This window comes from Vitreimonas flagellata, from assembly GCF_004634425.1.
Classification (GTDB): domain Bacteria; phylum Pseudomonadota; class Alphaproteobacteria; order Caulobacterales; family Aquidulcibacteraceae; genus Vitreimonas; species Vitreimonas flagellata.
This window is the reverse complement of sequence record NZ_SBJL01000001.1, coordinates 18956-30000: the sequence shown is the minus strand read 5'-3', so window position 1 is coordinate 30000 and position 11045 is coordinate 18956. Positions and strand designations below refer to the sequence as shown.

Annotated in this window: 14 protein-coding genes (1 of these 14 cut by a window edge); 5 read left to right on the top strand and 9 right to left on the bottom strand. The window is 63.7% G+C overall.

The window, feature by feature from the left end:
• Window positions 1-420, bottom strand: partial view of a CBS domain-containing protein gene (locus tag EPJ54_RS00165; protein WP_135209663.1) — the 5' portion only. 12 nt of this gene lie to the left of the window's left edge; only the first 420 of its 432 coding nucleotides appear in the window; its start codon is at window positions 418-420; its stop codon lies beyond the left edge, outside the window.
• 114 nt (window positions 421-534) lie between these two features.
• Between EPJ54_RS00165 and EPJ54_RS00160 the strand changes: the two genes are divergently transcribed.
• The gene (locus EPJ54_RS00160; protein ID WP_135209662.1) at window positions 535-1617 is read left to right on the top strand and encodes a DUF2157 domain-containing protein; all 1083 of its coding nucleotides are present in this window, start codon (window positions 535-537) and stop codon (window positions 1615-1617) included.
• Window positions 1614-2198: a GDYXXLXY domain-containing protein gene (locus EPJ54_RS00155; RefSeq protein ID WP_135209661.1), complete on the top strand. Its 585-nt coding sequence runs from the start codon at window positions 1614-1616 to the stop codon at window positions 2196-2198. The genes EPJ54_RS00160 and EPJ54_RS00155 overlap by 4 nt, the downstream gene beginning before the upstream one ends.
• On the opposite strand, the gene EPJ54_RS00150 is transcribed toward EPJ54_RS00155, so the two are convergent.
• Genes EPJ54_RS00150 through EPJ54_RS00135 form a run of 4 tightly spaced genes read right to left on the bottom strand, consistent with a single transcriptional unit; the run spans window position 2195 to window position 5852 of the window.
• Window positions 2195-3859 (bottom strand): saccharopine dehydrogenase family protein, encoded by a 1665-nt coding sequence (locus tag EPJ54_RS00150; RefSeq protein WP_135209660.1) that lies wholly within the window; start codon window positions 3857-3859, stop codon window positions 2195-2197. The genes EPJ54_RS00155 and EPJ54_RS00150 overlap by 4 nt on opposite strands.
• Window positions 3856-4323: a thiol-disulfide oxidoreductase DCC family protein gene (locus tag EPJ54_RS00145; protein WP_239590681.1), complete on the bottom strand. Its 468-nt coding sequence runs from the start codon at window positions 4321-4323 to the stop codon at window positions 3856-3858. Before EPJ54_RS00145 ends, EPJ54_RS00150 begins: the two co-directional genes overlap by 4 nt.
• Before the next feature lie 54 nt (window positions 4324-4377).
• On the bottom strand, window positions 4378-5190 hold the full coding sequence (gene cysE / locus EPJ54_RS00140) for a serine O-acetyltransferase (RefSeq protein WP_135211142.1): 813 nt from the start codon (window positions 5188-5190) through the stop codon (window positions 4378-4380).
• Window positions 5190-5852: an NUDIX domain-containing protein gene (locus EPJ54_RS00135; protein WP_239590680.1), complete on the bottom strand. Its 663-nt coding sequence runs from the start codon at window positions 5850-5852 to the stop codon at window positions 5190-5192. The genes cysE and EPJ54_RS00135 overlap by 1 nt, the downstream gene beginning before the upstream one ends.
• Between EPJ54_RS00135 and EPJ54_RS00130 the strand changes: the two genes are divergently transcribed.
• Entirely contained in the window at window positions 5853-6482 is a 630-nt protein-coding gene (locus tag EPJ54_RS00130; RefSeq protein WP_239590679.1) for a nitroreductase family protein, read from the top strand.
• A gap of 75 nt (window positions 6483-6557) precedes the next feature.
• Entirely contained in the window at window positions 6558-6854 is a 297-nt protein-coding gene (locus EPJ54_RS00125) for an antibiotic biosynthesis monooxygenase (protein WP_135209659.1), read from the top strand.
• A 1-nt stretch (window position 6855) separates the two neighbouring features.
• Here the strand turns inward: EPJ54_RS00125 and queF are convergent, their stop codons facing one another.
• Window positions 6856-7308 carry a preQ(1) synthase gene (gene queF / locus EPJ54_RS00120; protein ID WP_135209658.1) on the bottom strand — a complete coding sequence of 151 codons (453 nt, stop codon included), beginning with the start codon at window positions 7306-7308 and terminating at the stop codon, window positions 6856-6858.
• A 38-nt stretch (window positions 7309-7346) separates the two neighbouring features.
• A complete protein-coding gene (locus EPJ54_RS00115; protein ID WP_239590678.1) occupies window positions 7347-8312 on the bottom strand; it encodes a calcium/sodium antiporter in 966 nt (321 codons plus the stop codon).
• Window positions 8313-8650: 338 nt separating this feature from the next.
• Here EPJ54_RS00115 and EPJ54_RS00110 point away from each other — a divergent pair, with 338 nt between their 5' ends.
• A complete protein-coding gene (locus EPJ54_RS00110; RefSeq protein ID WP_135209656.1) occupies window positions 8651-9319 on the top strand; it encodes a TorF family putative porin in 669 nt (222 codons plus the stop codon).
• Between the two features lie 49 nt (window positions 9320-9368).
• On the opposite strand, the gene EPJ54_RS00105 is transcribed toward EPJ54_RS00110, so the two are convergent.
• Window positions 9369-10274, bottom strand: a complete 906-nt coding sequence (locus EPJ54_RS00105; protein ID WP_239590677.1) for a hydroxymethylglutaryl-CoA lyase — start codon at window positions 10272-10274, stop codon at window positions 9369-9371.
• Window positions 10255-10893, bottom strand: coding sequence for a trimeric intracellular cation channel family protein (locus EPJ54_RS00100; RefSeq protein WP_135209654.1), 639 nt, complete (start codon window positions 10891-10893; stop codon window positions 10255-10257). The genes EPJ54_RS00105 and EPJ54_RS00100 overlap by 20 nt, the downstream gene beginning before the upstream one ends.
• Window positions 10894-11045 lie beyond the last annotated feature (152 nt).

Sequence of the window (11045 nt, the reverse complement as noted above, 5' to 3'; positions counted from 1 at the left end):
GATGTAGGCTTGCATCGCCGCTGCTTCAGCTTCGACCGCGGCGATCCGGTGCTTCACCAGGTCCCCAATCGAAATGATCCCGACCAGCTTTCCGGCGTCGATGACAGGCAGATGACGGATTCGCCGATCGGTCATGCGCTCGAGGCATTCGTCGATCGTTTCGTCCATGCCCGCCGTAATGACCTTACGGGTCATCACCGCGCCAACCGTCTCCTGCATCGCGTCCGCGCCGCGTTTTGCGACTTCCCGCACAATATCGCGCTCGGACACCACGCCAACCAATTCACCTTCCAGATCAATCACCACCAACGCGCCGACCTTGCGTGTGTTGAGCTCTTGTGCGGCATGGTGGAGCGAGGCTTCGGCCGACAACGTGTGAACGGCCGCCCCTTTGTCGCGTAATACATGCGCGATCAGCATGGGTGCTTTCCTCCTTGCCCCATAACTTTGGAGAGGAGGATGCGCTCGTATTTGGCGGGCTTCAAGCAATTACACCTGCCTTGCCGGCGCCTTTCTGCTCGTTAAGCTAAACGCATGGCGTCCTACAAAGACCGCGTCAAAGCTGACCTCGATCGCTGGATCGCCGCGGATCTCGTATCCGCCGACAAACGCGCCGCTATTCTCGCAACGTTGCCAGACGCGCGCCGCCTTGATGCTGCGACTGCGCTCGCCTGGGTGGGCGGCGTGTTGCTCGGCATAGCCGTGATTTCGTTTGTCGCCGCGAATTGGGATGTGATCCCGCGGCTTGCGCGCTTCAGTTTGATCATCGCCGCATTCGCCGCGTTCGCCAGCGCTGGCGGATGGTTCGGCGAGCGCGGGCGCGCAATCGTCTCCAACATTCTGCTCACCATCGCTGCGTTGATCTTCGCATCGAGCATTGGTCTCACTGGCCAGATCTTCGACATCGCGGGCGATCCACGCGCTGCTTCGTACGGCGCAGCGATCGCCGCGTTTGCGCTTGCGATCGCTGGTCGCTCAACGGGCGCCGCAACAGTCGGGCTCGTCTTCACAGCGATGGGTGATTTCGCTGCGGGCGATTGGTTCGCGAGCAGTGAGTCCGAAGCGCCGTGGATGTTGGTCGCAGCGCCGCTTGGCGCATTCCTCGCTTTGCGTTGGGGCTCAACTGCACTCGCGCACGTTTCTGCGCTTGCGATCATCTATTGCTTCGGCTGGTTCGGCGGACGCTCGGAAGCGGAAGCCAGCACGTTCCTCTTCCTCTCAATCCTCATGGGCGCGATGGCTGCGGGCGCGCGTTGGCTCTTCAATCAAGAGCGGCCGTTTTCTGGCGTTTTCTACGGATGGTTCGCCGCAGGCGCATCGCTCTTCTTCGCCATCGCCGGCTATCTGCCGTGGTTTGGCGCGGAAGGCAGCGCGAGTGCGGGCTACGCGCATCGCGTTGTCTGGCTCATCGCATCGGGCGGCTTGCTCGCGCTCGGCCGCTTTGATCGGCACGCGCTTGTCACGACCGTCGGCGTCCTCGGCTTGATCTTCGCGATCGTCGCATTGCTCGCCGATCTCGGGCTCGATCTCCTCGCCTCGGCTGGCGTCTTCCTGCTGTGCTCGATCATCGCGCTGGTCGCGGGCCTTGCACTGCGACGCAAGGACAAGACCGCATGAAATTCGGCCCTTTCCTTCGTGTCGCCAGCGTTGCGTTCGTCTGCGTGCTCATCCTGATCGGTGTTGTGATCAATGAAGGCATGGCGCGTCGTGGCGGCCAAGAGGTGTTGCTGGCGATGGAAGCCATGGATCCGCGCTCGATCCTCAGCGGCCATTATGTGGCGATCAACATCACCGAGCGCCTCGACCCCGGCGAACATTGTCCGCCCAATCAAAATGAAGCGTGGGTCGCGCTAACGCGACGTAGCGGCGAGATTTACGGCGTCGCCGGCGGCGCGGACTCACGGGAGCGCGCACAACTGGTTGGCCCGCTGCCGGTCAAAGCGTCATTCATGTGCCAAGAGCCTATTGAAGCTGGCCCCGGCACAGAGGCTTTTCCCGGTTCGATCGGGCTCGACCTCAACATCGATCGCTTCCACATCAATCAGGCGGATGCGCTGCGCATTGAGCGCATCCTCCGCGATCAGACCTTCGACGGCCCCACACGCGCGTACGCCATCGTTTCCATCGGCCGCGACGGGCGCGCGCGTTTGAAAGGTGTGCAGATCGACGGCGAACGGCTTGAACTCTCATGGCTCTAGGCCGGCTTGAGCCATCCGCGATAGCGCACGATCAAGCCGACGAGCGGATGCGAAATCTCCACAAAGAAGCGGAAAACACCGCCTTCTTCGGTCTCGTACGCGTCTGAACGCGGCGCGAACCATAGCGGCATCGGCACGCCAAACGCGCGCCACGCCCGCATCACCAGCCGCAAGCGTTTGCCATCGCGCACCAGCGCCATCGCAAACTCAAGCGCACCAAAACGCTCAACCAACAAGCGCCTCCAGCGCCCTTTTCCCTCATATTGCGCGCTCCTGAAACGATGCGCGCCGAACGTCCGCGTCCACACCTCCTCGCGTGAACTGACGTCAAAATGCACGCGCACCGGCGTTTCCGCGTGCGCTGGCGGGAAACTCATCGCCACGCCCGCAAGCCACGCGAACGGATTTGAACCCCGCTCCACGCTCGCCACCCCCTCGCCTAAACGTGCGCCATCGTGCATTGCACGCACGGATTCCGACAGCGCCGACCACGCATCGCCGAGAATGCGCTGATAGAGCGGCGCGTCCGCCACCTGCGTCTCGCGAAAGCCCGAATAGATGATGCGGGCCGCAAACAAGCGCTCGTAATCCGCCAATTCCAGTTCACGCACGCAAGCGCGCGCGCCAGGCGCCGGCGCATCGCCATCAAGCTGCTTCAGTACAATCGCCTGCGCCGCCATTGATGGAATGAACGGGCCATCCGCGCCTTCGGCGAGCAAATGCCACGAACGCACACGCGCACGACCGCCCGCATCCACGCCCTTCACTTCGACAAACATACCGCCGCGATGTTCGCCCCAGCGCAGGCGGTTCATCGCCCAATGCATCAAAGGCGCAAGCGGCGCGAGCGTCCGCACGAGCCCAAACCGCACCAGCCACGCACAAAATATGAGCGCGCGGTGCAGCACCTCAGGCGCCGGCCCCGCGCCCATCCACACACGCTGCGCCTCCGGCCATAATTCCGAAAGCACGCGCAGATCCGGCACATCGACCAACGAGAAGAGTGTGTTGCGCAAAGGCGTTCGCCCCGGCGGCGCGATCGTGTAGCGGCGCTGCTGCGTGAACGGCCTGCCAATCACCTTCACGTTCGGCCCAAGCCGCGCAACGGGCTGGCCCGCATAGCTCGCAATCGCGCGGATCACATTTTCACCAACACCAGCGAACGGCGACGGCGCAATGCCGCCCACGATCTCCTTCACTCGCGTCATGTCTTGCGCCAGCACACGCACGACGGCCGCCGTGAGCACGGGAAAGCTCGACACGCCCGAGAGCACATACACGCCCGCCGCTTTCGCACGCGCATCGTAGGCGCTGACGCCCGCAACGAAATCCGAGCCATCCGCCAGATCGAGATAATGCACACCCGCATCAATAGCGGCTTCCACCAAGCGATAGGCGCCCGCGCCATAATCCTGAAACGGCCCGCTCGCGTCGATCACGACGTCCGGCGACAAGCGCTTCAATTGTGCGCTCAAATCGCCGTCGCGATCGAAAGCAGCCGTCTCAAGCTTCGCCTTCACCGCTCCGCGCGATGTACAAAACGCCGCCCCCTTCGCCGCCGAGCGCCCCGCGACGACAATGGTCAGCCGCGCCTCGCTCTCCAACAACTCGACGATCCGCCCGCCGAACACGCCGTATCCGCCAACGATCAGCAGCCTCATGCGATAAACCTCGCGCGCGTCTCCGGCGTCGGCGCATAGCAAACCTCGCGCTGCCCAAACCAACGCAGCCGATTGCGCGCGACAAAATCATACAAGCCATCGCGCCAGATCCGCGGCAGCGCGCGCCCCGCGCCAAGCACTGAGTATGGTGCGCCCAGCAACGCGAATATTCGCAACGCTGCGTCCGACTTCACGCGTGCCCGCCCCTCGTCGAGCAACACGTAGGTATCGAACACATCGCCGCGCAGCCCGAAATGGGCGTAGAGCGCTTGGCCGAGCTCCGATTGCGCCGTCAGAAAACGCAAGCGCCCGCGCCGATCGGCGCGCAACAAAAGTTGCACGAAGCGCGAGCACATCACGCACGCGCCGTCGAAAATCACGATCGGATGGGAATCGTCAAAAGCCGGCACGCGCGGATCGCGCCGATAGGCGAACGTCTCTGGCGTGGGAGCCGAACGAGTCACAAAGCGATGGTAGCCGCATCCGCCAACACGGTCAGCGGACACGGCGTCGCGGCGTCAATCCGCGATGCGTTGATCCATCACTTCGGCCGGTTTCGTGCCTTCACAACACGGTCCGCCCACAGGCTTGGCCGGCACGCCCGCCACCGTGCAGCGCGCGCCCACATCGCTCAGCACGACGGAACCCGCCGCGATGCGCGCATCTTCGCCGACTGTGATGTTGCCGAGCACTTTCGCGCCGGCGCCGATCATCACGCCGCGCTTGATCTTCGGGTGGCGATCGCCGCCGACTTTGCCGGTGCCGCCCAACGTTACCGAGTGCAGCATCGACACGTCATCGTCCACGACAGCCGTCTCGCCGATCACGATGCCATGCGCGTGGTCGATGAACACGCCCGCGCCGATCTTGGCGTTCGGGTGAATATCGACGGCGAAGAGTTCAGAGATACGGCTCTGCAGGTGATAGGCGAGGATGTGGCGCTCCTGCGTCCACAGCCAATGCCCGATACGATAGGCCTGCAACCCGCCATAGCCTTTGAAGAACAAGAACGGCTGTAGATATGTCATGCACGCCGGATCGCGCTCACGCACCACGCGCATATCGCGCGTCGCGGCAATTACCAACGACGGGTCCGCCGCATAGGCCTCGCGAATCACTTCACGCAGCTGCAGCGCCGGCAAATCGCCGTGGCCGAGCTTTTGCGCCAAATGGTAAGAGAGCGCGTCTTCAATCTTGTCGTGGTGCAGGATGGACGCGTGCAGATAGGACGCCAACAAGGGCTCCTCGGCCGCCGCCTGCATCGCCTCGACGCGCAATTGCGACCACACACCGCCAGACGCCTCGAAAACGCGGGGCTGAGCTTCGGCCATCATCTTCCTCCCTGGCCCTGGCCCAGCATCTCCCTGGCCAAAGCGTCTGGTAACAGCCCTGTCACCGCCATGTGGTGGGCCCGCAGGACAGCCGCAACCGTCAGACTATCGCGAATATAGCCTGACGAGACCTTATCCAGAACCTCCAGAAACGGCGCCCGACGCCGCTTCAGCACCTCGGTCGGGTCGGGCTGCGCCTCCCCCGCCTCAAGTTCGGTGGCGAGGAACACCACGGCGATCTCGTCGGTAAACGAGTTCGACATATCCATTTCCAGAATCGGCTCGAGCGCGCCGGCCACGAGCCCCGTCTCTTCCTTAAGCTCTCGCACGGCGCAGGCGCGCGGCTCCTCGCCTGGATCGGCGCCGCCTTCCGGCATTTCCCAGGAATAGCGCTTCAGGGGAAAACGCCATTGGCCGACGAGATGCACGTAGCCTTCGTCATCGATCGGGAGCACGCCCACCGCCACGCGACGCGGCCGCACCACGCTATAAATCCCTTCAGCGCCGTGAGGGTGAATGACGGCATGGCTGTCAACGACGAACCACGCATTCTCAAATGCGCGGCTGACGCCCTTGACGATCCACGGATCAATGTCTTCTTCCCAAGTGTCACTCATATCCCATGCATAGCCGCCGCGGCCGAACGGCGCCACGGAGACCATATGACCCTTCCCGCTTCCGCTATTCCGGCCGCACCCAAAGAGAACGAACCCGTCAACGCCGTGAATGAGAACGCCGCGATGCTGGCGCTGCTCGCGCGCCGCCGCTCCACCAAGATCGCGCACTTCGCCGAGCCCGGCCCGTCGCCCGATCAGATCGACGCGCTGATCGCGCTCTCTACGCGCGTGCCGGATCACGGCAAGATCGGCCCGTGGCGTTTCGTTGTGATCGATGGCGACGCCCGCGCACGCGCTGGCGAAGCGCTGGCGCAAGTGATCGCGAACGACGCAGGCGTCGATGACGCCAGGCTCGCCGCCGCGCGTGGCATTTTCTTACGCGCACCGAGTTGCGTGATGGTTGTGTCTTCGCCCAAACCTTCGCCGAAAGTGCCGGAATGGGAGCAGTTCATGTCGGCAGGCGCGGCGTGCTTTGCACTTTTGCTCGGCGCACACGCTATGGGCTTCGCTGGCGCGTGGATCACGGAATGGCCCGCGTTCGACGCGCGCGCGCGCAAAGCGCTTGGCCTTGCCGATCACGAGCAGGTTGCGGGTTTCGTCTATCTCGGCACCGCCCGAGAGCCCGCGATCGAGCGTGTGCGCGCCACTTCCGAAGGCCGCGTTACACGCTTCTGAACCTCAGCGCGCCAACGCGCTTGTAAGCACGGAACGATAAGCGCAAACCAGCGCCTCTTCCCAAGGAGGTGCGTCATGACTGCGTTCAACGCCGTGCGCTTTCGGGTGAAGCCGGGCCGGGACAAAGACTTCCTCGACGCCCATTTGCGCGTTGAGAGAAATTGGCCCGGCCTGCGCCACGCCAACATCATCAAGACCGGCGATCATTCCTATTGCATCGTCGCTGAGTGGAGCGACATGGACTCCCTCGCCGCCGCGCGACCGCACATGGTCGCCACACTCGACGGCTTCCGTGACACTCTTGAAGATTTGGGCGGAGGGCTTGGGCTCACCGATCCAGTGTCAGGCCCTGTTGTACTTCAGCTGAAATAGCTCAGCCGCGCGCGCGGTATGTCGGCACGCCCTGGTCGGGGAGCCACAGCCCGTCCGGCGGTGCACTCGTTTGCCAGAAGACATCGATCGGCATGCCGCCGCGCGGATTCCAATAGCCGCCAATGCGCAGCCAGGTCGGGCTGATCGCGTCCACGATCCGCTTCGCCACGCCCACAGTGCAATCCTCATGGAAGGCGCCGTGATTGCGGAAGCTTTGTAGGAAGAGCTTCAGGCTCTTGGATTCCACGATCCAATCCGCCGGCGCGTAATCGATCACGAGCACGCCGAAATCCGGCTGGCCCGTCACCGGGCAGATCGAGGTGAATTCCGGCGCGGTGAAACGCGCAAGATAGAGCGCGCCCTTGTGTGGGTTCGGCGCGCGTTCGAGCACCGCTTCGTCCGGACTTGCCGGGATGGTCGCGCTCTTCCCGAGCTGCGTGAGAGTGTCGGTCATGGCGGGCGAGGTAGCTCCGGCAAAGGGCGGCGCCAAGCTTATACGCCCGTCCGCCCGACCAAATAGGCGATATAAAGCAGGTAGAGCGCCAGCAGCAGACCGCCTTCGCGCCGGCTGATGCGCGCCCCGGTCCATGCGTGCAGCACCAACAGCGCAGCCGACGCCACAAACACCACCCAATCGACAGGATGAAGATCAACCGGGATCGATACGGGCTGAATGATCGCCGTCATGCTGAGCACGCCGAGCACGTTGTAGATGTTGGAGCCCACAACGTTGCCAAACGCGACTTCGGACCGCCCCTTCGCCGCCGCCGCCAACGTGGCCACGAGTTCCGGCAGCGAGGTGCCGACCGCGACAATCGTGAGGCCGATCACCGTCTCGGAGAGCCCAGCGCTTCGCGCCAGCGTCACGGCGCCTTGCACGAGAAGGTCAGCGCCCAAGATCAAAACCGCGATGCCGCCCAAAGCAAACAGGAGCGAGACCCACAAGGACGGCGGCGCTGGATCATAGGCGTGGCTCTCCGCTCGGTGCATTTCCGCTGAGGGAATCTGCGAACCGCGCTCCAACCGCCAGGTCGACCAGATGTAGGCCGCGAGCAGCACGAGCATGAGAGCGCCGGTCCATCGCTCAATGCTGGAGAAGAAAAAGGCGTAGGCGGCGAGCGCAATCGACGCGGCGATCATCGTGGAGCCATCGCGGAACACCGCCGCGCGCGACACAGCCATCGGCCACGCGATCGCGGCCAGCGCGGCAATCAGAAGAATGTTGGAGATGTTGGATCCGACGACGTTGCCGACCGCCACACCGTCGGATCCGCGCAACGCCGCACTGATGCTGGTCAGCAATTCGGGGGTCGAGGTGCCAAAACCCACGAGCGTGAGCCCGATCAGCAATTCCGAGACGCCCAGCCTGCGCGCCACGCCAACCGCGCCGCGCACCACCCCCTCGCCGCCAAGCCCAAGTAAAATCAGGCCAGCGCCAATCTGAAGCCAAACGTCCACGCGCGCCTCCCCGCCGCTTGAAGTCAGCGCCGCCGTCGATTCCGCGGCGCGCGCCTTCTTATACGGCCAACGCCGAGACATTGCCTCAAAGCCACACGCACGCCCTATCCATCAATTTGCGGCGCTGAGGTCACACTGCGCAAACTTGCGGCGAACACCCCTGCCGCCGCCCAAGAAAGGGGCGCAGAGTGCTTTCCGTGGCGCGGCTGCAACGCTGATGGCTTTCCTGTCACGTTCAAACGGCCAAAGCTTCGCCTGCTTAACCTATCGTTCACGTTAACACGTGAGCCTCGCTGCATAAGCTGCGGCGAGAAACCCGCGGGGAACTGAGGATGCGTATGATGAAGAAACTGCTTGGTCTGGCCCTGTTGGCCGGCGCTGCTACGGCCGGCACGTCTGGCGTCGCCGCTGCTGAGGGCACGGTGACGGCGAACGTTGCGTTCACCAGCAATTACGTGTGGCGCGGCATTACGCAGTCCGACGGCGAGTTCGCCGTGCAGGGCGGCGCGGACTACGCCTCCGACATGTTCTATGTCGGCACCTGGGCTTCGTCGGTCGACGATTTCGGCGCCGACGCTTCAGCAGAACTCGACGTCTATGCCGGCATCACGCCGTCGCTCGGCCCGGTCTCCTTCGATTTCGGCGTTCTCGGCTATCTGTACCCGGGCGCTGACGACCTGGACTTCTTTGAACTCAAGGCCGCCGCCAGCATCAGCCCAACCGAAGCTCTGTCGCTCGGCGCTGCCGCTTATGCGTCAGACGAGTTCGGCGGCGACGGCGGTGAAGAGTCGCTCTACCTGGAAGCCAATGCGGCGTTCGCCCTGAGCGAAGCGTTCGGCATCTCGGGCGCCATCGGCAACCAAGAAGTTGACGACGACGATTACACCACCTGGAACATTGGCGCGTCGTACGCCTTCCACGGCTTCGGCTTCGATCTCCGCTATCACGAAACCGACATCGACGACGCTGACGAGGAAATCTCGTTCACGATCAGCCGCGAACTCTAAGCTTTAGAGCTCACGCAGACTTTAAGGCCGTCGCGGCGACGCGGCGGCCTTATTGTTTGGGCCATTTCGGCGCGCGGCTGACCATACCTGGCGTCTTGCGCCCCAACACGCCGCCGATGAATTGCGCTGCCTCAACCGCGCGATCGAGATCGACGCCTGTGTCGAAGCCCATGCGGTTGAACATATAGAGCAGATCTTCCGTGGGCACGTTGCCCGCAGCGCCCGGCGCAAACGGGCAGCCGCCAATGCCGGCGAGCGAACCGTCCAACACACGCACGCCCTCTTCGACAGCGGCCACTGCATTGGCGAGTGCGGTATTGCGCGTGTTGTGGAAGTGCGCACGCAATTGCACATGGCCTGGGATCGCAGCTTTCACGGCCTTGAAGCGCTCATGCACATCGGTCGGCGCACCAACGCCGATCGTGTCGGCGAGCGCCAATTCGAAAATGTCCTCAGCCACGCAGCGCTCGGCGACCTTCACCACCTGCGCCACCGGCACTTCGCCGTCGAACGGGCAACCGAACGCCGTCGACACCGTCGCCGTCACGCGCGCGCCGTTGACCTTCGCCAGCGCCACCACATCGGGCCATACGGCGAACGTCTCTTCCACCGTCGCGCCATTGTTGCGGATCGAAAAACCATCGGAGGCGCAGAAGGCGTAATTGATCTCCGACGCGCCCGCTGCGATCGCACGCTCGACGCCGCGCAAATTCAACGCGAGCGCAATGTAGGTCACGTCATCGCGCTTCGGCACGCCGGCAAACACGGCGTCGCCATCCGCCATTTGCGGCACCTTCTTCGGATTGACGAAGCTACCCGCCTCAAGCCGGCGCAGGCCCGCCGCGATGATGTGATCGATCAGGGCGAGCTTGTTTTCGGTCGAGACGATATCCGGCTCGTTCTGCAACCCATCGCGCGGGCTGACCTCGACAAGTTCAAGCTTTTCCTTGGCCACGTTTCTCTCCGAACGAGGGCAGCGCCCAGCCATAATGTATGGCTCCGGCGCGCAAACCGAAACCTGCCAAAGCCCCCGCAAGGCCTGCCCAAGCGGGCGACACGCCGGCCGCACTCAGCGCCACGAAGCCCACCGCGGCCAGTAGTGCTGCCGAGATGGTGATCTCACGCTTCAGCAGCGCCGAAGGCTGGCCCGCGAGCACATCGCGGATCACGCCGCCGAAACACGCGGTCAGCACGCCCATGGCGATCGAGACGAACGGATCGACACCGAGCGCCAGGGCCTTGCCCGCGCCAATGACCGCATAGGCCGCCAAGCCAATCGCATCGAGCCAAATCAAAGTTTTCGCGCGTTCCAAATGCGGCGCGAGGAACCAAACCAGTAACGCCGCGACTAAGCCGATCGCGAGATAGGTTGGGTCGCCCACCCAAAACACTGGCGCGCCGATCAGCAGGTCGCGCAACGTCCCCCCGCCCACGCCGGTAAACACGGCGAAGAACCAGAACGTGATGATGTCGTGCCGATCTCGCGCCGCGGCAAGCGCGCCTGTCAGCGCGAACACGGCCACGCCGGTGTAATCGAGTATGGGCGGCAAAACGGGGAGCGTGTCAGGAACCATCAAAGTGTCACACCGGGCGCGGCTGAATCAGTTCATCCTATCGCCTTGGGTGGTGGTTGCAGCCAATGGAGGCGCAGATGTTTTTCGCAGAGAGCCTCGGGGCCATGCCCCAAGCCGTCACGCCCAACGCCCTGCTCAAGTTGATAAGAGCC

What these genes read in the sequence shown, in the direction of transcription:
- EPJ54_RS00160 (WP_135209662.1), top strand. Translation starts at nt 535, where the DNA reads ATGGCGTCCTACAAAGACCGCGTCAAAGCTGACCTCGATCGCTGGATC.
- EPJ54_RS00155 (WP_135209661.1), top strand. Translation starts at nt 1,614, where the DNA reads ATGAAATTCGGCCCTTTCCTTCGTGTCGCCAGCGTTGCGTTCGTCTGC.
- EPJ54_RS00150 (WP_135209660.1), bottom strand. Translation starts at nt 3,859, where the DNA reads ATGAGGCTGCTGATCGTTGGCGGATACGGCGTGTTCGGCGGGCGGATC.
- cysE (WP_135211142.1), bottom strand. Translation starts at nt 5,190, where the DNA reads ATGGCCGAAGCTCAGCCCCGCGTTTTCGAGGCGTCTGGCGGTGTGTGG.
- EPJ54_RS00135 (WP_239590680.1), bottom strand. Translation starts at nt 5,852, where the DNA reads ATGGTCTCCGTGGCGCCGTTCGGCCGCGGCGGCTATGCATGGGATATG.
- EPJ54_RS00130 (WP_239590679.1), top strand. Translation starts at nt 5,853, where the DNA reads ATGACCCTTCCCGCTTCCGCTATTCCGGCCGCACCCAAAGAGAACGAA.
- EPJ54_RS00125 (WP_135209659.1), top strand. Translation starts at nt 6,558, where the DNA reads ATGACTGCGTTCAACGCCGTGCGCTTTCGGGTGAAGCCGGGCCGGGAC.
- queF (WP_135209658.1), bottom strand. Translation starts at nt 7,308, where the DNA reads ATGACCGACACTCTCACGCAGCTCGGGAAGAGCGCGACCATCCCGGCA.
- EPJ54_RS00110 (WP_135209656.1), top strand. Translation starts at nt 8,651, where the DNA reads ATGATGAAGAAACTGCTTGGTCTGGCCCTGTTGGCCGGCGCTGCTACG.
- EPJ54_RS00100 (WP_135209654.1), bottom strand. Translation starts at nt 10,893, where the DNA reads ATGGTTCCTGACACGCTCCCCGTTTTGCCGCCCATACTCGATTACACC.